We start from the raw sequence: 18,407 nt of genomic DNA, 5'->3' as shown, positions 1-18,407 counted from the left end.
AGCCTTTTGCAGGACCAGTCCGCCGTCATGTGCCGAGAAGGCAAGGCCCACCGCAGCCCACCCCGAACGTCGACTTCAATCCGGCACGCCTGCCCCGACCCCATCAACCCTTGCGCAACCCCTGCACCGTCTGCAACAACACCACCCGCGTCTGCCCCAGCACCATGCCCTTCCACTCCTCGTTGTCGCAGTAGAACGCGTCGCGCAACTGGGTGCGTATCTCGCGCTGCTGCGCCGCCGGTGCGTCGGGGTGGCTGCGCAGCCAGGTGTCTGCGCGCAGGCGCAGCAGCATGTCCGCCTCGGGCAGGGTGCCGAACTCCAGGCCCATGGGGGCGATGCGGGCGTGGGGGCATTCGTCGAACGCGGTGGTGACCACCGGGCCCGACACGTCGGCCGAGGCGGAGTCGCCGGAGAAGGGCGAGAACACGTCGGCGCCCCACCAGGACTGGGCCAGCGCCAGGTCCTCGGGCGTGTTGCGGCCGGGGTAGATCTTTTCGCCGTGGCCGTAGGGGCCCAGGCCCGTGTGCACGTCGATCCAGCCCAGGTGCGTGGCGGCAGCAGCGTACTTGCGCAATATGGCGCGGATGGTCCGGTTGCTCCACGATGGCGCGGTGCCGCCGTAGAACAAGCCGTCGGGCGAGGTGTACTGGCCCTTGAACACGGCGTTGCGAAACGCGGCCAGGCCGTGCTGGGCAATGTAGGCGTCCACCGCCGCGTCGTCGGCGGGCGTCGGCGGCCAGGTGGCCGGCAGCATCAGCGGCTCCACGTCGGCATACGCGGCGTTCACCGGCAGCGGCGCGCTGAAGTCGATGTGGTTGCGGTTCAGGTCGATGTTGTCTTCGTTGGTGCGGTGCAGGTGCGAAAACCCGTGCGGGTTGACCGCATGCACCAGCAGCAGCGCCACGCCGGCCTGCTGCAGCCGCGCCAGCAGGTCGGCATCGTGCAGCGTGGCCACCTGCGTGCCCGACCCGCAAAAGCCCTCGGGCCCGTGCGTGCCCGAGGTGACGAGCAGGATCTTCTTCGCATCAATGGCGCCGATCAGCGCCACGTCGGTGGCCAGCTCTTCGCCCAGCGCGCCGCGGTGCTCCGGGTGCACGAAGGATTCGACGGCCGCGCCGCTCTGGGCAGCAGCATCGAGGAACTTGGCGCGGGCTTCGGCATACGTGCCCGAGAAATACCGCGTGGCGGCGCTGGGTTGTATGGACATGGTGCGTGGGGTTCCTGTGTTGTGACGGGGGTTGGGTGCGTTGCGGCTACATCGCCCAGATGCGCGGCGCCTCGCCCTGCAGCGCCCACATCTCTTTTCTCCAGGCCATGCGCACCGCCTTGAGCAGCTTCATCGCCGGCTCCACTTGAGGGGCCAGCACGCGCACCACCACCATCTGTGCGTTGGGGCTGGTGGCGCCTGCGGTGGCGGTCAGGGTGGGGTGCGCATCCATCACCGCGCGCGCCGCGTCCAGCGCGGCGTCGCGGCGGTTGCGCTCCAGCGCGCTGCCGGCGGCAAAGAACATGCTGGCCATGCAGCGCTGGCCGGCCAGGCCCAGCGGGCTTTGCAGCAGGCGCTCGTCGGCCGCGTCGATCACGCCGCGCTCCAGCCACAGGCCGGGCACGGTCAGGTGCTGCACGAAGCGGCCCTGCACAAAGGGCTGGTCGGCATGGGGCAGGCCCAGGGCGGTCACGTCCCAGCCCATGCATTCGGCGCCAGGGGCCAGGTTCAGGGTGAGGTGGTTCTCGGCATTGCAGGCGCTGTAGCACAGGGCCTCCAGCGGCAGCCATTCCAGGCGCGCGCCTTCGGCCAGCGTGAGGTGGCTGCGCTGCAGCGCCAGCGGGCCGGTGGAGCGGTAGAAGCGCGTCGCCCCTGGCGTGGTGATCAGGCCATGCGCGCCAGGCCCCACGGTGGTGGTGATGTCCAGCGTGTCGCCGCCCACCAGGCCGCCGGGCGGATGCACCAGCACGTTGTGGCAGATGCCTTCCCCCTCGGGGTACAGGCTTTGCAGGATGCGCAGCGGCCCATCGTGCTGGTAGCGCGCCACGGTGCGGGTGGTGGGGCCTTCAACGGTGTAGTCGAGCTGCAGGCGCGCGTGCCAGGACATGGATGGGAACTGCTATTAAATGAATAGCTGATTATGCCTTTGCACCGCCTGCAGCCGCTGCCCCAGGGGCTATGCGGCTTTCGCCACCGGCGGCACCCAACTGCGCAGCTTGCCGGGGTTGAGCAAACCTTGCGGGTCAAAGCGCTGCTTGATCCCCACCACGGCGGGGTCCAGGTTGTTCTGCTTGCCGTCTTCCACGATGTACACGTGCGGGTTGTTGATCTGCACGCCGTGGTCGCGGTAGATCTGCATGATCTGGTTCAGGCGCTCTTCGGTGCTGTAGCGAATGAGCTGCAGCCCGCTGCAGTTGAATGCGCCTTCCTTGGTGCGCAGGAACTCCAGGTGCATCATCACCTCGCCGCCCAGGGCTTTTTCGAGCGCCTTCACCTGCTCCAGCCGGGTGGCGGGGGTGAAGCCGCTCTGGATGTAGGTGAGCGATTTGTCCACCTTCAGCGCGTGCAGGGTGGTGTGGTTCCAGGTGTATTCGAGCAGGGTCTTGTGGCTCTTGTCCACCTCGTCGGCGCTCTTGCGGTAGCTGACGCTGCCGCCGTATTTGGCGGCCATGTCGCGCATGCCGTCTTCGGAGTGCGGGGCCACCAGCAGCATCACCGCATGGCAGCCCTTGGGCAGGTGCTCGGCCAGGCTGGTGAAGTAGTCGGGGATGGGCGCGGCCAGGAAGCACACCTCTTTTTTCTCCAGCCCCGGCGCGGCGCCAAAGCGGTCGGCAAACTCCAGCGCGGCGTCGAATTCGGTGAAGGTGACGATGCACTCCGTCCACGCCACGGTGGGGGTCAGGGCCACTTCCAGCTCCAGCACGATGCCGTTGGTGCCGTAGGTGTGGTGCAGCAGCATGGCCTCGGGGCCGCGCAGCTCGATGACCTGGGGCTCGGGCTCCACCGTCATGGCGCGCACCGCCAGCACGTTGCCGGGCGCGGCCAGCGGGCCGTGGTTGATCGACCCGGCTCCGCCAAACCCGCCGCCAAACAGCCCGCCCAGCGTGGCGCTGCGGTAGGTGGAGGGCAGCCAGCGCAGCTCCTGCCCCTGGGGCTTGGCCTGCGCGTCGAACTCCGACAGGCGGATGCCGGCCTGCGCGCGGCCCACGCCGCCGCGCACCCAGCCAAAGCCGTTGTAGCCCGACAGGTCCAGGATCACCCCGCCATGCAGCGGCGTGCTCTGCCCGTAGTTGCCGGTGCCGCTGCCGCGCACGGTGAGGGGGATCTGCGCCTTGGCGCAGGCCGCCACCACCTGGCGGATCTCGTCCTCGGTGCGCGGGCGCACGGCCACGTCACCGCGCTTGCCGGCCAGGTCGCGTTTGAGCACGGGGCTGAACCAGGCAAAGTCCTGCGACAGGCGGCCCACGCGCAGCGGGTCGGCAATCCAGTCCAGGCCGGGCAGTTGTTCGGGCAGTTGGTGGGCGGTGGTGGTGGTCATGTCTGTCTCTCCTGTCGGTGCAGTGGGTGGTGTGTGGCGGGCAAAGCGGCGCCCCCACCACGCGTGCGCGGTGTCAAAAAATGGATGTGGCCTGGGTGGGTGGGGCTAGTGTCCTGTCCCGCAAATAAATGCCAATAAAACCGCGTCTTTCACGCCAGGGCCGCGTTGCAAATCCTCGCGATAGCTACGGCTATCGCTGCGGTTTGCGCCTTGCCCTGGCGCGAAATCCATCGGTTTTATTTTTGGCATCTATTTACGGGACAGAACACTAGTCGTGCGAGTTTTCGCTGGCGTGCCAGCTCCCGAGGGCCAGGCGGGTACCCCAGGCCATCAGTGCAAACAGTGCGACCCCGGTCAGCGATATCAGCAGCAGTGCGGCGAACATGCGCGGTATGTTGAGCTGAAAGCCGGCCTGCAGAATCTGGTACGCCAAACCCGCGCCCTGGCCGCCCGTGCCCGCCACGAACTCGGCCACCACGGCGCCGATGAGGGCCAGCCCGCTGGAGATGCGCAGCCCGCCAAAGAAGTAGGGCAGCGCGCTCGGTATGCGCAGGCGCAGCAGGGTCTGCATGCGCGTGGCGCGGTTGAGCTGGAAGTAGCTTTGCAGATCGGGCTCCACGCTGCGCAGGCCCAGCGTGGTGTTGCTGATGATGGGGAACAGCGCCACCAGCGCGGCGCAGATCACCATCGACGCGGTCGGGTCCTTTACCCAGATGATGATCAGCGGCGCCACGGCCACGATGGGCGTGACCTGCAGCAGCACGGCGTAAGGGAACAGGGCCGTCTCGATGCGCTTGCTCTGCACGAACAGAAACGAGATCAGCACACCCGCCACGGTGGCCACGCCAAAGGCCAGCACCGTGATCTTGACGGTGACCCACAGCGAGCCGCCCAGGGCCGCCCAGTCGGTGAACAGCGTCTTGAGCATGAGCAGGGGCGAGGGCACCAGGTAGGGCGGCAGCTCCAGCGCCGTGACCAGGCCCTGCCACAGCGCGATGAGCACCAGGCCCACCAGCAGCGGGTAGACCACGCGCTGCACGCGCGGCTGGGCCATGAGGGGAATGCGCGGCTTGGCGGGCTTGGCTGGGGCTGGTGCGCGCGCAGGCTGTGCGCTGCGCTCGGCAGCGGCAGCAGGGGCCACGGAGGCCGCAGGGTAGGGCGTGCTCATGCTGCGGTCTCCTCGACGTCTTCGGTACTGGCGCTGGCGCGCAGCAGGCTGTCCTGCAACTGCTTGGCGTAGCGGCTGAACTCGGGCGACACCATGAAATCGGCGGTGCGCGGGTAGGGCGCGTCGATGGTGAACTGCTCCACCACACGCCCGGGGCGCGCGGCCATCATCACCACGCGGCTCGACAGGAACACCGCCTCGTGGATCGAGTGGGTCACGAAGATCACGGTGAGCTTCTTCTTGCGCCACAGGTCCAGCAGGTCGGCGTCGAGCTTGTGGCGCGTGATCTCGTCGAGCGCGCCAAAGGGCTCGTCCATCAGCAGCAGATCAGGCTGGGTGACCAGGCCGCGCGCGATGGAAACGCGCATCTGCATGCCGCCCGACAGGGCGCGCGGCAGCGCGCTGGCAAATTTCGACAGGCCCACGAGGGCCAATGCCTCGGCCACGCGGCCATCGGCCTCCTGGCGCGGCACGCCGGCCAGATCCAGCGGCAGGCGCACGTTGGTCTGCACGCTGGCCCAGGGCATGAGCGTGGGCGACTGGAAGACGAAGGCCATCTTCTTGCCGCTTTCGTCCAGCTGCGCCACGGGCTTGTGCCACAGCTGCAGGCGGCCGTCGGTGGGCTCCAGCAGGCCGGCCACCATCTTCAGCAGCGTGCTCTTGCCGCAGCCCGAGGGGCCGAGCAGGGTGACGAACTCGCCCTCTTCGATGGTCAGGTCCACCGGCAGCAGGGCCTGCGTGCCGTTGGGGTAGGTCTTCTCGGCCGACAGCACCTGCACGGCGGGCGTGGGGCGGTGGGTCGCGAGAGGGGCGGGGGTGGACTCGGCGGACTGCATGGGGTGGCCTTTCGATGGATGCGGCCCGCCCCGCTGCGCGCGGGGCAGAGGCCGCTGTTTCAGGGCAGGGTGGGCTTACGGAAGGACTTTCAGGTCCTTGACGAAGGCGGTGCTGTACGTGTCGGCCAGCTTCACCTTGGCGGGGTCGATGAGCTTGGACTCGACCAAGAAGTCGTAGCTCGCCTTGGCGCGTGCGTCGGTCATGGTGCCGATGCCCATGCTGGCCGCGTCGCCGCCCGTCACCATGCCCATCTCCTTGAGCTTGGCCACGCTGTAGGCCAGCTGTTCGTCGGTCATGTTGGGGTTGTCCTTCTTGATCAGGACGTTGCCGGGGGCGGGGTCGGCCAGGTAGCTCTTCCAGCCTTCCATCGACGCCTTCACGAACGAGGCCACGGCGGCGCTGCGCTCCTTGAGCGTCTTGTCCATGCAGCTCACGGTGGTGGCGTAGGCGGGGTAGCCCTGGTCGCTGAACATCAGGGTGTTGGCCTTGACGCCGGCCTTGGCGATGGCAAACGGCTCCGACGTCAGGTAGCCCTGCTGGGCGGTGTTCTTGTCGGCCACGAAGGGCTGGATGTTGAAGGTGTAGGGCCGCGTCTGCGAATCGGTGAAGCCGTACTTGGCCTTGAGCCAGGGCCAGTAGCCGCGCTGGGCCGACGAGGCGATGAGGATGGTCTTGCCCTTCAGGTCCTCGAACTTCTTCACGTCGTCATGCGCGATGAGCACCTGCGGGTCTTTCTGGAACACCGCTGCCACCGTGGTCACGGGTACACCGCCCTCGCGCATCTGGATCATCTGCAGGTCGCTCGATCCCATCACGCACTCGGCCTGGCCGGCCGCCATCATCTGCACGATGTTGACCTGCGGGCCACCCATCTTGATGCTCACGTCCAGGCCGTACTTTTTGTACAGGCCCGTGGCCACCGCCTGGTAGAAGCCGCCGTGCTCGGCCTGCGCGTACCAGTTGGTCATGTAGGTGAACTTTTCCTGCGCTTGGCTGGTGCCGATGGCACCAACAGCGAGCAGGGCGGCTGCACCAAGTTTGGAAAGGCGGGAGGCGGTCTTCATCATGGCAGTTCTCCGGTAGGGTGATGGGCGGGGATGGAACAGGGGCGTCAGGGATGGCGGTGTGCGGGCTTCGCAGGTTTCAGGCCAGTGCGGAGGAGTTCTCCACATGGCCCGTGTGGTTGGCGCGGCCCCAGGTGGGCTCGGGGCGGGCGGCCCACTGCAGCTTGTGCAGCTCGGTGATGGCGGCGGCCCAGCTCACGGCCAGCGAATCGAGGATGGCGTGGCCCTGCTCGGCGGTGGCGGGCAGTGGGTCGCCGATGATGCCGCTGGGCCCGAAGTCGCGCGCGCTCCAGGCGCAGGCGGGGCGGCCGTCGGGCGACAGCAGGGGCGAGTCGAACACGGGGGGGTAGTTCACCACCGCGCGCTCCATGTGCACGGTGTCGGGGGCCAGGGCCAGCATCAGCGCCGTTTCGGCATGGCCGGCGTGCATGGCCAGCTTCTTCTCCTGCTCCGACAGGTACTTGCCCGCCACGTGCGGCACGCGCCAGGTGAAGCTGGGCACCACGATGAAGTCGCCATGGCGCAGGCGCAGCTCGCGCGCGCACATCTCCATGACCTGCGGCTGGCCGCCGTGGCCGTTGACGAACAGCAGCTTGCGAAAGCCCGCGCGGTAGACCGACTCGCCCACCTCGTTCATGGTGGCCAGCAGGGTCTCGCCGCTCAAGGTGATGGTGCCGGGAAAGTGCAGGTGCTCCTCCGACTTGCCGTAGGTGATGGGCGCCATGGCAAAGGCCGGCACCTCGGCCGGCAGGCGCGCCAGGGCATGGCCCACCACGCCGGCGCTGATCACCGTGTCCACCGCGCAGGGCAGGTGCGGGCCGTGCTGCTCGGTGGCGCCCGTGGGCAGCACGATGACGGTGTTCTCCTTGTCCGGCAGGTCGACGATCTCGGTCCAGCTCAGGTAGGGCAGGTAGCGGTGGGGCGGGTTGTAGCCGTGCAGCATGGATGGGCTTTCGTGGGTAGGACGCTGGTTCAAAAAAGCAGTGGTGAGAGGTTCTTCAATCGCAGGTGGGTGCCGCCATCAGCGGCCGTGCAACTGGCATGGCCGAGGCCAGTGCCGCCGTGCAAGGGCCGCCCCGCCGCACTGGCGGCGTCCCCCTGAGGGGGAAGGCGCGAAGCGACTCAGGGGGCTTCATTTCAAGGGCAGGTACGCCGTGGCTTCGACTTCGATCAGGATGTCCGGGGTCGGCAGCATGCCGCTGACCTCGACCACGGTGGAGGCCGGGGGCTCGCCCGGGAAGAACAGCTTGCGCACCCGGCTGTACTGGGGAAAGTGGTCCAGGTTCTTGAAGTACTGCACCAGCTTGAACACGTCCGACATCTGCCCGCCCGCGGCCTCGATGGTCAGGCGGATGCGGTCGAGCACGTACCAGCTCTGCGCGAGGATGGGGCCCTCCTTGGTGTCGCTGCTGAACTCGCCCGTGCGGCCGACCAGCGTGGCCGCCTCGTCGGGGATGTCGGCATAGCCGCGCACGATACGGCTGGCTGCAGGGTCCACGGCGATGATCCCGGACAGGAACACCAGGTCGCCCGCGCGGCGCCAGGCGGCATAGCGGGCCAGGGGCTGGGCGATGCCTGGGGTGTTGGGTGCGTTGTCGCTCATGCAAGGCTCCGTGCAGGGATGGGTGTGGATGGTGCGGGGGTGGCATTCGCCAGGTGCCAGGCGGCGCTGGCATGGCCGCTGGCCACGCGGCCGTTGCGCAGCACTACGCGGGGCTGCGTGCGCGAGGGAAAGCCCCAGCGGTCGGCCTGCTGAAAGACGATCAGGTCTGCCGCGCTGCCGGGCTGCAGGGGCAGTGCGTCGGGCCCGCGGCGCAGCCAGTCGCCGCGGCACAGTGCTTCGGACCAGCGGTCGAACGGCGCGTCGAGCTGCGCGGCCAGCACGCCGGTGGCCAGGGCCTCCAGCGGGTCGAAGCTGCCCACGGGGCAGAACGGGTCCTGCACGTTGTCGCTGGCCACCAGCACGGGGATGCCGCGCGCATGGGCTTCCTTCACCAGGGTCAGGCCGCGCTGGCGCGGCGTGCGGCCGGTCACTGCGTCCTGCAGCAGCAGGTTGGTGATGGGCAGGGTGACCAGGGTGATGGGGCTTGCCGCCACGGCGTCGAGCGTGGCCAGGGCTGTCGCCTCGTCCTGCGCGGCCAGTGCGCAGGTGTGGCCGCAGACCACATGGCCTTCGAAGCGCAGTTCCTGCAGCAGCGCAGCCGTGGTCGCCAGGCCCAGGGCGCCGGGGTGCAGTTCTTCGTCCACATGCAGGTCCACGTTCAGGCCGTGGTGCTGTGCGGCCTCGAACAGGTGGCGCAGGGCCTGCGGGTTCCAGTTGGTCGAGTGCACGAAGCCGCCCAGCAGTGCGCCCGGGCCGCTGGCAGCCACAGTGGCGGCCAGTTGCATGGCGGTGGCGCGATCGGTGTACAGGTGCAGGGGGATCAGGCCCACGCGCTCCAGCGTGATGCGGCCGGCCCACTCCTGCGCCAGCTCACGCAGCACGCCCCAGGCCAGGGGCTGGGCCTCGGGCTCCCACCAGTCGCAGTGGGTGCGCACATGCACCGTACCGGCCTCGCAGGCCCATTGCAGGGCGCGGCTGGCACGCTGGCGTATGTCGGCCTCGGTCCAGCCCTGGCGGTCGACCATCATGGCCTCGATGGCGCCCAGCAGGCCGGGCTGGACGCTGCCCATGCGCGGCAGGGTGAAGGCCTTGTCCAGATGGGTGTGGGCATCCACCAGGCCGGGCAGCACCAGCGCGCCGGCCAGGTCCCAGGTGCTGCCCTCGGGCAGGGCGCGGGCCGGGTCGTGCGGCGCGATGGATGCCATGCGGCCCTGGGCCAGGTGCAGGTCGGCCAGGGCGGGCTGGCCGGCGCTGGTGGGCCAGGCGTGGGGCAGCAGCCAGCGCGGCAGGCGGGCGTTCAGGATGTGATCGGGGGCGTTGGATGCGTGCATGAAAATCCCTTACGCAAAGCGCGCCATGGCCTGGCCTACACGGGCCTTGAAGGCTGCGAGCCGCGGCGGGGTGGCCACGTTCATGTGGTAGTAGGCGTGGTAGTCCACCCGCGCCTTGCCGCCCGTGAGCAGGCGCATGTAGCGTGTGACGGACTTGCGCGGCGGGTCGCCCATGAGCAGCGCCGTCCAGCGCGGGCGGCCATAGGTCACCACGGCCGAGATGCGCTTGATGTGCGTGAGCGAGGGCTTGACGTTGTGCGGGTCGCTGATGTCGAAGGCCACGCCGGGCATCAGCACGCGGTCGAAAAAGCCCTTGAGCATGGCCGGCATGCCGAAGCACCAGGTGGGAAAGCAGAACACCACCGCCTCGGCCTTGAGCAGCCGGTCCACATAACCCTGCACCGGCAGGCGGTTGCTCGGCACCTCGTGGTAGCCCAGGCGCTCCTCGCGGCTGAGCACGGGGTTGAAGTCTTCGGCATACAGGTCGCAGTCGTCCACCTCATGGCCGGCCGCGCGCAGGTTGCGCACCACCTCGTCGTGCAGGGCGGCGTTGTAGCTGGCCTCCACCGGGTGGCAATAGATCACGAGGATGCGCATGGCGAGGTGTCCTTCTTCAAAGGTCGAGCGTGAGCGTGGGGCCGTGGCTGCGCGCGCAGCACACGGCCACACGGGTGGCCTGCTCTTCGGGGCTCAGGCAGCTGTCGCGGTGGTCCGGGGCGCCTTCGAGCCAGCGCGTGGCGCAGGTGCCGCACACGCCCTGTTCGCACAGGGTGTCGATGGCGATGCCGGCGAGCTGCAGCACATCGGCCATGCTTTCGCCGGGCTCCACCGGCAACCGCATCTGGCTGCGCGCAAGCACCAGTTCAAAAACCTGTTCCGTGGCGGGCAGCGGCGCTGCCGTGGCTGGGTTGTGCATGTTTGACCACTTGATTTGATCGATTGGTCAAACTATTGCAAATGCTGTGCCAGCAAGGCCTGGTGCGGGTTTCGGCTGGCCCGGGGGTCTTGCCCTGGGTCAAGGGGCTGTGCGTGGCCTGCTCAGGCCACTGGCGGGCAGGCATTGCGCCCGCCAACGTGCATGCTGTGCTTAATCTGGTGCGAGGCCGCAGCCCAGCAGCACAAATGTGGTGAGCTGGCGCACGATGGGCTCACGGTCGATGGCTTCGTCGGGTGCCAGGCCCAGCATGATGTGCACCTGCACGCCGTAGTCGGCGTAGTGCTGGGTCATGCCCCAGATCTGCATGAGCAAGAGGCGCGCGTCCAGCGGGCGCATGCGGCCCTCGGCGATCCAGCGGTCGATCAACTCCACCTTCTGCTGGGTCGACTTGACGGCCACGGGCCAGTACTTGCCCAGGTTGCGCCCGCCGCCCAGCACCTCGGTGGTGAAGATGCGCGACAGGCCGGGGTTGTCCAGCGCGTAGTCGAGCTTCTTGCGCACATAGCTGCTCAGCACCTTCTTGGGGTTGTCGCTCTGGCTGTCGAACTGGAAGGCGCCCGACCAGCCGTTGAGCACCGAGTACAGCAGCTCTTCGTAGAGCTCTTCCTTGCTGGCGATGTAGTAGTGCAACTGCGGCTTGGTCAGCCCCGCGCGCTCGGCGATGGCCTTGGTGGACGCACCCTTGAAGCCATGGCGGCTGAACTCGGCAATCGCCGCCTCGCGGATCGCGCCCATGATGCGCTCGCGCCCCTGCTTGGAGCGGCTGAGCAGGGTTCCCGAGACGACATTGCTGCCGGTCTCGATATCGGCTTCGTTCACGGGCGGGGCGTTGGTCGGCATGGTGGGCGATTGTCGCTGCTCACGACTTCCAGAAGCCGACATGGGGTGCGCTGGCCTCTTCGATCAGCGCCGGGCCGATGCATTCGATGGCGTGTGGCGATGCGGCGAACACATCGCGGCACGAGAGCTCGGCGTCGCGTTGCTCGGGGCGCTCGCCGCGAAACTCGCGCAGGCGCACCGCATCGATGCCGAACACCACGCGGCCGATGCCCGACCAGAAGATGGCGCCCGCGCACATCACGCAGGGCTCGGCCGATGAGTACAGCGTGGCCTGGGCCAGCGCGTCGCGGCCCACGCGCGGGCTGAGTTGGCGCACGGCATTGGTCTCGGCGTGGCCGGTGCAGTCGCCGGTTTCGCTGGTGTTGCAGTAGGCCTCGGCCAGCAGCGTGCCGTCGCCGCCGATCACCACCGCGCCGAAGGGCCGGTTGCCGCGCGCACGCGCCGTGCACGACCAGGCGATGGCCTGGCGCAGGTAGGAGCCGTCGGTTGCGTCGATCTCGGTCGGGTCGTCGAACTGGCTGGGCATTGCGGACATCAGGGCATGCATGGGGTGTCTCCGTCGAAGGGTTGGCTTGCCCCCGTTATGCATTTGGCATGCCATGAACAATGTGTGACATGTATGCATGCCTTCTGCCGCCGTACGCGCCGGTGCTCAGCTCTTCCACGCGCCCTGGTGCGAGGTGGACGATTCTTCGATCAGCGCTGGCCCTATGCAATCGATGGGGTGCGGCGAGCTGTTGAAGACGTCGCGGCAGAACAGTTCGGCATCGCGCTGGTCCAGCCGCTCGCCGCGGAACACGCGCAGCCGCACTGCGTCGATGCCGTACACCACGCGCCCGATGTTGGCCCAGTAGATGGCGCCTGCGCACATCACGCAGGGCTCGGCCGACGAGTACAGCGTGGCGCCGGCCAGGTCCTCTCGGCTGTGCACGGGGCTTGCCAGGCGCACGGCCGAGGTTTCGGCATGTGCAGTGCAGTCGCCGTTCTCGCCGGTGGCGTTCCAGGCCTCGGCGAGCACGCGGCCATCGGCCGCCACGATCAGGGCGCCGAAGGGCCGGTTGCCGCGCGCGCGGGCCTTGTCGGCCAGGGCGATGGCCTGGCGCAGGTAGCTGCCGTCGCGCTCGTCCAGCTGTGCCTCCTGCGGCAGCAGTTCTGCCGGTGCGGCGCTGTTCATGCCACCACCTTGCGCTCGGCCAGGGCCGGCAGGAAGGCGGGGTTGAACACGCGCTCGGGCGCGGGCTTGCGCGCCAGGTTGAACACGGTGCCCACCTCCTCGATCTGGTGCGCCAGCACGGTGCCCTGCACGCCACCCAGGCCCACGGCCTGCGATTCGGCCGTTTGCAGGTACTGGCGCGTGATGGCCCAGCGCTCGCGCTCCACCTCCATGTTCAGGATGGCTTCGCGCGCCTTGATGGCGGCAAACGCGGCCTCGGGGTTGGCCAGCGTCTCGCGCAGCGCGCGGTTGCTGGCGCGCAGGAAGGCCTTGGCCACCTCGGGCTTGTCCTGCAGCAGCTTGCCGGCCAGCACGGCGTTGCCATACAGGTGCAGGCCTGCCTTGTTGTATTCGAGCACCGACAGGTCCTTGGGTGGCACGCGCGCGAACAGCGACACGGCGGAGTCGTGGAAGTAGGTGGCGGCATCCACATCGCCGCGCACCACCACGTTGTCGCGCGCGCTGAAGTCGGTGGTCACCCAACTGAACAGCTCGGGTGGGGTCTTGAGCGCGCGGGCCACCATGGGCCAGCTGCGGCGCGTGGCTTCCACGGCGGCGGCGGCCACCTTCTTGCCCTTGAGCGACTGGAAGTCGGTGGTGATGCCGCGGTCCTTGCGGCCGATGATGACGAAGGGCGCGCGGTTGTAGTACTGGTAGATGGCCTGCACCGGCGTGTCGGCGTTCTGCGCGTGGAACTCGGCCAGCGCGCTGATGTCGCCCAGGCCGATGTCGTAGGCCCCGCTGGCCACGCGCGTGATCGATGCGACCGAGCCTGCGCCCACGTCGATGCTCACGTCCAGGCCCTCGTCCTTGAAGTAGCCCTTGGCCTGCGCCAGGAAGAAGGGCGAGGTCTGGCTGGTGACGCGGAAGTCGAGCGTGAACTTGAGCGGGGTGAGGGCGCCCTGCGCATGCACCACGGCAGGCGCGGCCAGGCTGGCTGCGCCCAGCGTGGTGGCGATGGAGGAGGCGAGGGTGGTCGAGAGAAAGCGGCGGCGTTGCATCATGGCGGAGGCCCAGGTTCGGTGGAATGTCCCGGGCCCACGGGCGTGTGCGCCGCAGAACCGGGTCGAACTGAGCAATTTCCGGGCGCCACCATCAGAAAAGGGTGGCAGCGCTGAACGCTTCTACTCGGCAGGGGCTGATGCAGAAAGCGTGCCCGGTGCCGCGAAAGCGCTGCGCTGTGCTGTGCGCCAGGCCCTTGCTTGCCAGGGCCTTGCCTTGGCGCGAGTCCCTGCCGGGCCTCTTGTGCATCGGGGTTGGCAGCCGCTGGGCACGCACCCGCAGTGCGCTGGCTTGGTGCGTTGGCGCCCTGGTTTGGTGAGGGGCAGGCCCTGGGCCTGAAGGTGCCAAGGGGCTCTCCTGGGAGGAGCATGGCGGTGTTGCTGGCCTGCTGTTTGCTAGCATCCGCAATGAGAGTAGAAGCGTTCAGTCCAGCAGATCCGCATTGCGCGGGCCGGCTGGCGGGTCATTGCTCTTGAAGCCGGTGGCGGCTTGTGTGCAGTGCGCGTGCCTTTTTGCGGGCCCGCGCAGCCTGCGGGCCGTTGCCATTGTTCCCTTCAAGAGCCACATGGCGCCGTGCCGCTTCTTCATGCCTTGCGGTCTGCCATGTGCCTTGTTTGCCATTGATCCAACGAGGAAACAGACCCCATGCAGAGCATTGCCACACCCTCCCCATCTTCCGTCTACGAACCCACCGTCGCCCCCGATGTGCTGGGCGAGCTCGAAAAAGAATCGCGCATGGGCGGCGCGATGGACGGCGAGACCTCCACGCGCGAAGTGCGCCGCATCGACATATCGAACTTCGACGAGCGCAAGGAAGAGATCGCCGAGCAGCTGTGGGCCGCATCGGTCGATATCGGCTTTTTCCAGGTGACGAACCACGGCATCCCCATCGAGGACATCCGTGCGGCCTTCGCGCGGGCACAGGCCTTCTTCGACCAGCCCAAGGACACCAAGGCCCAGTGGCCGCTGTCGCGCAACTCCGGCTGGGAGCACAAGGCGCAGATCCGCCCCTCCACGCGCACGCCGGACCAGAAGGAGTCCTACCAGGTCACGCGCCCGCGCATGGCCGGCCTGTGGCCCACCGAGGCCGAGCTGCCGGGCTTCCAGGCCGCCACGCTGGCCTTCGAGCGCCAGTGCTGGGAGGTGGGCATACGCCTGCTCTCGTGCTTTGCCTACAAGCTGGGCTTCGACGCGGACTTCTTCACCCGCGCCCACAACCCCGACCTGCCCACCTACCAGAGCACGCTGCGCATGCTGCATTACTTTGCGGTGGACCCGGCGCTCAAGGACGAGCTGGGCCTGTGGCGCGCCGGCGCCCACACCGACTTCGACTGCCTCACCCTGCTGTTCCAGCGCCCCGGCCAGGGCGGCCTGCAGGTGCTGCCCGGCAAGGAAGCCGAGGGCCGCCAGTGGACCAGCGTCGAGCCGGCCGAGGGCGTGATCACCTGCAACATCGGCGACATGCTCACGCGCTGGAGCGACGACCAGCTGCCCAGCAACTTCCACCGCGTGCGCAACCCCCTGCCGAACGAATACCAGGGCGCACGCTACAGCCTGGCCTTCTTCTGCCAGGCCAATGAAGACGCCGTCATCGAAGGCCCGGCGAAGAAGTACCCGCCCATCACCGGCGCCGAGTACCTGCGCCAGCGCATCAGCGCCAATTTCTCCAACAAGTACTGATGGATGGGCAGCGGGGCGGGGCTTGACTAACCCCCGCCCCGCATCCAGAAGTAGGCGCCTGCGGCAATCGCCACCACCACGGCCACCGCAAGCCAGTTGCCTGCGCCGCCGCCGGGCTGCTGGCCGGGCGAAAGGCCCGGGGTGCCCGCACCCATGCCGATGGAGGTCGGCTCGGCCATGGACTGCTCGATCGCATCGGCCCGCTCCTTGGCCTCCTTGAGGCCCAGCCCCTCATGGTCGCGCAGCAGGCGGATGGCCTCGATCTTGTTGCCGTCGGCCAGGGCCTGGCGCACCGCGTCGGGCACGTGGAAGCTGCCGTCCAGCGGCTGTTGTGCCGCACGGGCCGCTACCGACACCGCCTCGCCACGCTGGTGCGCATCGATCAGGTCCTTGGCCTCCTTGAGGCCCAGGCCCGTGGCGGCGCGCAGGCGTTTGATGGCTTCGATCATCTGGCCCGCGTCGAGCGCGGCCTGCACGTCGGGCGGCAAGGGGTGTCCGGGGCGGGGGGTGTTCTGCATCGGCGCGTTGTACCACGGCGCCCCGGTGCCCCGGTGCCGCTCATGCCGATGCGGCAGCCCGCCCGAACGCGCTGAGGCGAAACACATTGTCCTCCGGGTCCGCCAGCACCACCTGCCACTGGCCGTAGTAGGTGGCGTAGGGCGGCTTGATGAGCTGCCCGCCCAGCACCGTGGCCTGGTGGCCCGCGGCGTCCACGGCCTCGGGCGTGGCAAGCATGAAGGTAGCGTAGCCCGTCACGCTGCGGGGTGGCAGTTGGGCCTCGTCGGGCCGGCGGTCGGCCAGGCCCAGCAGGGCATAGGCCTCGGACGCATTGAAGCCCAGCTGGAAGTGCTCGGTCTCCACCGCGCGGTAGATGGGCGAGCGCGTGCCCACCGCCTCGGGCAACTGCAGCAGCGCCTGGTAGAACTGCAACTGGGCCTCGATGTCGCGGCAGAACAGGTTGAACCAAAGCTTGGTCGCCGTCATGCCATCGCCGCCTTTCTCGTGCTGTCGGCCAGGCCATAGGTCTTGCGGTACATGGCCTGCAGGTGCTCGCCCACGGTGCAGGGCTCGAAGCGCGGCGCCTCGCCAGCGGGCACGCAGGTAGCGACCGGGGCCACGCGCGCTTCGTAGTCGGGCGTGTAGAAAAAAGGGATCGAGTGGCGCGGCGCCCCGCCGCTGTGCACGTTGCGCACGCGGTGCGGGTTGGAGCGGTACAGGCCATTGGTCCAGCGCGGAATCATGTCGCCAAGGTTCACGACGAGCGCACCCTCAATGGGCGTGGCAGCGGCCCATTCGCCGCCAGGCAGCTTCACCTCCAGCCCGCCATGGCGGTCCTGCGCGAGCAGGGTGATGGCGCCCCAGTCGGTGTGCTCGCCGGCCCCGAAGGTGAGCGCATCGGCCCCCTCGGGGTGCGGCGGGTAGCGCAGCAGCCGCAGCGTGAGCATGGGGTTGGCGTGCGTGTGGTCGAAGTAGCCCTCGGGCAGGCCGAGCGACAGCGCCAGGAGCTGCATGAGCCGCAGCGCCAGTTGCTGCATAGCGGCGATGTAGGCGCGGCACTGCTCGCCGAGTTCGGGCAGCTGCGCGGGCCACTGGTTGCTGCCGTACGAGTGGTAGCCGCGCTGCACGTAGGGGTGATCGGCCGCATAGTCGAGCCCGCAGTAGAAGCTCTCTTTGAGGTCGGGCCGCGCGCCGGCATCGAGCGTCTGGCCGCCCAGGCTCTCATAGCCGCGCATGGAGGGCGAGCGGTGCAGCGAGATGGCCTCCTTCTCGGCCAGGGGCAGGTCGAAAAACCGCTGCACCAACGCGAACTGCCGCGCGATGAGTTCCTGCGGCACGCCGTGGTTCACCACATAGAAGAAGCCGGGGCCCATGCAGGCCTGGCGCAGCGCGGCAGCCACGTCGGCGCCGCGCGGGGCGCCGGTGTGCAGTGCCCCGGTGAGGTCGATGAGGGGGATGCCCATGGCAATGCCTCGGTCAGCCCTTGAGCTTGCGGTCTGCCGCCGTGGGCAAAAAGCGCTCGGTCCAGATGTCGGCCACGGCCAGGCTGGATTTGAGGCCGAAGGCCGCCACCGTCTCGTCGATGGTGGCCTGCAGGCGTGCCGGGGTGGCGGCGCCCCAGCCGTTGGCGCGGGTCTCGGCGGTCTTCATGGTGCCGTCCACGATGAGCTGCAGGCGTTCGAGCTCGATGGCCTCGTTGGCCAGTGGTTCGCGCGCCTTGATGGCTGCGGCGCCCGCCTTGGGGTCAGCTATGGCCTCGATCCAGCCGCGCGTGGTGGCCTTCACAAAGGCCTTCATCGCATCGGGTGACTCCTGCATCGTCCTGGGGCTGGCCACCAGGCCGTTGCCGTACGACTGCATGCCGAAGTCCGAGAAGCGGAACACCGTGAGCTGCTCGGGCCCCATGCCGCGCGCCTTGAGGTTGAGCAGCCCGGTGAAGAAGAAATAGGCCGCCGCGTCGAAGTCGCCCTTGACGAAGCGCGTGTCGCCGATGTCGGGCGCCACGTTCTCCCACTTCACGCCGCCGGTGTCGAAGCCCTGGGCCTTGGCGAACACCGGAAACAGCTTGCGCGAGGCGTTGAAGGGCTGGCCCAGGATGGTCTTGCCGGCCAGATCGGCAGGCTTCTTGATGGGGCCGTCCTTGCGCACCATCACCGCGTTGGGGTTCAGGTCGTACTGGATCGCCACGGCGGCCAGCTTGGCGCTCGGGTTGGCGGTGTTGAACTCGATCATGGTCGACAGGTCGGCCGAGGCCACGTCGTAGGCCCCGCCCGCCACCAGGCTGATGGCCGACGCCGAGCCGTTGCCCGTATCGATGGCCACATCCAGCCCCGCGTCCTTGTAGTAGCCGCGCTGGTGCGCAAGCAGAAAGCCCGCGCCCGAGGCCTCGACCTTCCAGCCCAGGTTGAACTTGAACTTCTGCAGGTTGCCCTGGGCAAAGGCCAAGGGAGAAGCGGCGCCGACAAAGGCTGCGGCGCCGGCGGCTTGAAGCAGGGAACGACGTTTCATCATGATGGCACTCCGTCACAGGTGGGTCGGAACCACCGGCGGTGCCAGCAAGGCGGGTGCGGGGGAGAGATGAACGAAGCCGGTGCACCCGCGCGCTTGAAGACACAGCCGGTGCCCATGCGGCGCACGGGCAGCGGTCTTCAAGAGCAATTTCCGGACGCCCGGGCCGTGCGCGGCACCGGGGCGGTGCAGGCGCGGGCCA

At 68.5% G+C, this 18,407-nt stretch carries 20 protein-coding genes; 1 reads left to right on the top strand and 19 read right to left on the bottom strand.

Annotated elements, in window-relative coordinates:
* Positions 1–103: 103 nt before the first annotated feature.
* The 15 genes from U5N23_RS23295 to U5N23_RS23225 all read right to left on the bottom strand — a co-directional run bounded on the left by U5N23_RS23295 (position 104) and on the right by U5N23_RS23225 (position 13,518).
* A complete protein-coding gene (locus U5N23_RS23295; RefSeq protein WP_322595097.1) occupies positions 104–1,207 on the bottom strand; it encodes a M14 family metallopeptidase in 1,104 nt (367 codons plus the stop codon).
* Positions 1,208–1,253: 46 nt separating this feature from the next.
* Positions 1,254–2,093 carry an urease accessory protein UreD gene (locus U5N23_RS23290; RefSeq protein WP_322595096.1) on the bottom strand — a complete coding sequence of 280 codons (840 nt, stop codon included), beginning with the start codon at positions 2,091–2,093 and terminating at the stop codon, positions 1,254–1,256.
* 69 nt (positions 2,094–2,162) lie between these two features.
* Entirely contained in the window at positions 2,163–3,524 is a 1,362-nt protein-coding gene (locus tag U5N23_RS23285) for an FAD-binding oxidoreductase (RefSeq protein ID WP_322595095.1), read from the bottom strand.
* Positions 3,525–3,792: 268 nt separating this feature from the next.
* Complete coding sequence (locus U5N23_RS23280; RefSeq protein ID WP_322595094.1) at positions 3,793–4,692, bottom strand: ABC transporter permease; 900 nt, start codon at positions 4,690–4,692, stop codon at positions 3,793–3,795.
* A complete protein-coding gene (locus U5N23_RS23275) occupies positions 4,689–5,528 on the bottom strand; it encodes an ABC transporter ATP-binding protein (RefSeq protein WP_322595093.1) in 840 nt (279 codons plus the stop codon). Before U5N23_RS23275 ends, U5N23_RS23280 begins: the two co-directional genes overlap by 4 nt.
* A gap of 75 nt (positions 5,529–5,603) precedes the next feature.
* Complete coding sequence (locus U5N23_RS23270; RefSeq protein ID WP_322595092.1) at positions 5,604–6,596, bottom strand: ABC transporter substrate-binding protein; 993 nt, start codon at positions 6,594–6,596, stop codon at positions 5,604–5,606.
* A gap of 76 nt (positions 6,597–6,672) precedes the next feature.
* On the bottom strand, positions 6,673–7,536 hold the full coding sequence (locus U5N23_RS23265; protein WP_322595091.1) for a creatininase family protein: 864 nt from the start codon (positions 7,534–7,536) through the stop codon (positions 6,673–6,675).
* 189 nt (positions 7,537–7,725) lie between these two features.
* Positions 7,726–8,196: a RidA family protein gene (locus U5N23_RS23260; protein ID WP_322595090.1), complete on the bottom strand. Its 471-nt coding sequence runs from the start codon at positions 8,194–8,196 to the stop codon at positions 7,726–7,728.
* Positions 8,193–9,527, bottom strand: a complete 1,335-nt coding sequence (locus U5N23_RS23255) for an amidohydrolase family protein (RefSeq protein WP_322595089.1) — start codon at positions 9,525–9,527, stop codon at positions 8,193–8,195. Before U5N23_RS23255 ends, U5N23_RS23260 begins: the two co-directional genes overlap by 4 nt.
* A 9-nt stretch (positions 9,528–9,536) precedes the next feature.
* A complete protein-coding gene (locus U5N23_RS23250; RefSeq protein WP_322595088.1) occupies positions 9,537–10,124 on the bottom strand; it encodes an NAD(P)H-dependent oxidoreductase in 588 nt (195 codons plus the stop codon).
* 16 nt (positions 10,125–10,140) lie between these two features.
* Positions 10,141–10,443, bottom strand: coding sequence for a 2Fe-2S iron-sulfur cluster binding domain-containing protein (locus tag U5N23_RS23245; protein ID WP_322595087.1), 303 nt, complete (start codon positions 10,441–10,443; stop codon positions 10,141–10,143).
* A 171-nt stretch (positions 10,444–10,614) separates the two neighbouring features.
* Positions 10,615–11,199, bottom strand: a complete 585-nt coding sequence (locus U5N23_RS23240) for a TetR/AcrR family transcriptional regulator (RefSeq protein WP_057265004.1) — start codon at positions 11,197–11,199, stop codon at positions 10,615–10,617.
* A 124-nt stretch (positions 11,200–11,323) separates the two neighbouring features.
* Positions 11,324–11,839 (bottom strand): nucleoside deaminase, encoded by a 516-nt coding sequence (locus tag U5N23_RS23235; RefSeq protein ID WP_416208668.1) that lies wholly within the window; start codon positions 11,837–11,839, stop codon positions 11,324–11,326.
* Between the two features lie 117 nt (positions 11,840–11,956).
* On the bottom strand, positions 11,957–12,478 hold the full coding sequence (locus U5N23_RS23230; RefSeq protein ID WP_322595085.1) for a nucleoside deaminase: 522 nt from the start codon (positions 12,476–12,478) through the stop codon (positions 11,957–11,959).
* Entirely contained in the window at positions 12,475–13,518 is a 1,044-nt protein-coding gene (locus U5N23_RS23225; RefSeq protein WP_322595556.1) for an ABC transporter substrate-binding protein, read from the bottom strand. The genes U5N23_RS23230 and U5N23_RS23225 overlap by 4 nt, the downstream gene beginning before the upstream one ends.
* Before the next feature lie 646 nt (positions 13,519–14,164).
* On the opposite strand from U5N23_RS23225, the gene U5N23_RS23220 reads away from it, so the two are divergent.
* Positions 14,165–15,199, top strand: coding sequence for an isopenicillin N synthase family dioxygenase (locus U5N23_RS23220; RefSeq protein WP_416208655.1), 1,035 nt, complete (start codon positions 14,165–14,167; stop codon positions 15,197–15,199).
* 26 nt (positions 15,200–15,225) lie between these two features.
* On the opposite strand, the gene U5N23_RS23215 is transcribed toward U5N23_RS23220, so the two are convergent.
* From U5N23_RS23215 to U5N23_RS23200, 4 genes are read right to left on the bottom strand one after another with little or no spacing between them, the layout of a single operon-like run.
* Positions 15,226–15,717, bottom strand: coding sequence for a ribosomal protein L7/L12 (locus U5N23_RS23215; RefSeq protein WP_322595084.1), 492 nt, complete (start codon positions 15,715–15,717; stop codon positions 15,226–15,228).
* Positions 15,718–15,757: 40 nt separating this feature from the next.
* Positions 15,758–16,183, bottom strand: a complete 426-nt coding sequence (locus tag U5N23_RS23210; protein WP_322595083.1) for a VOC family protein — start codon at positions 16,181–16,183, stop codon at positions 15,758–15,760.
* Positions 16,180–17,160, bottom strand: a complete 981-nt coding sequence (locus tag U5N23_RS23205) for an isopenicillin N synthase family dioxygenase (protein WP_322595082.1) — start codon at positions 17,158–17,160, stop codon at positions 16,180–16,182. The genes U5N23_RS23210 and U5N23_RS23205 overlap by 4 nt, the downstream gene beginning before the upstream one ends.
* Before the next feature lie 13 nt (positions 17,161–17,173).
* A complete protein-coding gene (locus tag U5N23_RS23200) occupies positions 17,174–18,205 on the bottom strand; it encodes an ABC transporter substrate-binding protein (RefSeq protein WP_322595081.1) in 1,032 nt (343 codons plus the stop codon).
* Positions 18,206–18,407 lie beyond the last annotated feature (202 nt).

It is taken from the genome of Acidovorax sp., assembly GCF_034519795.1.
Classification (GTDB): domain Bacteria; phylum Pseudomonadota; class Gammaproteobacteria; order Burkholderiales; family Burkholderiaceae_C; genus Acidovorax.
The sequence above is the reverse complement of the archived record's forward strand: the minus strand, read 5'-3'. Positions and strand labels throughout refer to the sequence as shown.

Excerpts from the sequence above, each read along its gene's own strand:
- U5N23_RS23215 (WP_322595084.1), bottom strand. The coding sequence starts at position 15,717 with ATGCAGAACACCCCCCGCCCCGGACACCCCTTGCCGCCCGACGTGCAG.
- U5N23_RS23255 (WP_322595089.1), bottom strand. The coding sequence starts at position 9,527 with ATGCACGCATCCAACGCCCCCGATCACATCCTGAACGCCCGCCTGCCG.
- U5N23_RS23205 (WP_322595082.1), bottom strand. The coding sequence starts at position 17,160 with ATGGGCATCCCCCTCATCGACCTCACCGGGGCACTGCACACCGGCGCC.
- U5N23_RS23295 (WP_322595097.1), bottom strand. The coding sequence starts at position 1,207 with ATGTCCATACAACCCAGCGCCGCCACGCGGTATTTCTCGGGCACGTAT.
- U5N23_RS23245 (WP_322595087.1), bottom strand. The coding sequence starts at position 10,443 with ATGCACAACCCAGCCACGGCAGCGCCGCTGCCCGCCACGGAACAGGTT.
- U5N23_RS23265 (WP_322595091.1), bottom strand. The coding sequence starts at position 7,536 with ATGCTGCACGGCTACAACCCGCCCCACCGCTACCTGCCCTACCTGAGC.
- U5N23_RS23270 (WP_322595092.1), bottom strand. The coding sequence starts at position 6,596 with ATGATGAAGACCGCCTCCCGCCTTTCCAAACTTGGTGCAGCCGCCCTG.
- U5N23_RS23235 (WP_416208668.1), bottom strand. The coding sequence starts at position 11,839 with ATGTCCGCAATGCCCAGCCAGTTCGACGACCCGACCGAGATCGACGCA.
- U5N23_RS23200 (WP_322595081.1), bottom strand. The coding sequence starts at position 18,205 with ATGAAACGTCGTTCCCTGCTTCAAGCCGCCGGCGCCGCAGCCTTTGTC.
- U5N23_RS23210 (WP_322595083.1), bottom strand. The coding sequence starts at position 16,183 with ATGACGGCGACCAAGCTTTGGTTCAACCTGTTCTGCCGCGACATCGAG.
- U5N23_RS23240 (WP_057265004.1), bottom strand. The coding sequence starts at position 11,199 with ATGGGCGCGATCCGCGAGGCGGCGATTGCCGAGTTCAGCCGCCATGGC.
- U5N23_RS23225 (WP_322595556.1), bottom strand. The coding sequence starts at position 13,518 with ATGCAACGCCGCCGCTTTCTCTCGACCACCCTCGCCTCCTCCATCGCC.
- U5N23_RS23275 (WP_322595093.1), bottom strand. The coding sequence starts at position 5,528 with ATGCAGTCCGCCGAGTCCACCCCCGCCCCTCTCGCGACCCACCGCCCC.
- U5N23_RS23285 (WP_322595095.1), bottom strand. The coding sequence starts at position 3,524 with ATGACCACCACCACCGCCCACCAACTGCCCGAACAACTGCCCGGCCTG.
- U5N23_RS23290 (WP_322595096.1), bottom strand. The coding sequence starts at position 2,093 with ATGTCCTGGCACGCGCGCCTGCAGCTCGACTACACCGTTGAAGGCCCC.
- U5N23_RS23280 (WP_322595094.1), bottom strand. The coding sequence starts at position 4,692 with ATGAGCACGCCCTACCCTGCGGCCTCCGTGGCCCCTGCTGCCGCTGCC.
- U5N23_RS23260 (WP_322595090.1), bottom strand. The coding sequence starts at position 8,196 with ATGAGCGACAACGCACCCAACACCCCAGGCATCGCCCAGCCCCTGGCC.
- U5N23_RS23250 (WP_322595088.1), bottom strand. The coding sequence starts at position 10,124 with ATGCGCATCCTCGTGATCTATTGCCACCCGGTGGAGGCCAGCTACAAC.
- U5N23_RS23230 (WP_322595085.1), bottom strand. The coding sequence starts at position 12,478 with ATGAACAGCGCCGCACCGGCAGAACTGCTGCCGCAGGAGGCACAGCTG.
- U5N23_RS23220 (WP_416208655.1), top strand. The coding sequence starts at position 14,165 with ATGCAGAGCATTGCCACACCCTCCCCATCTTCCGTCTACGAACCCACC.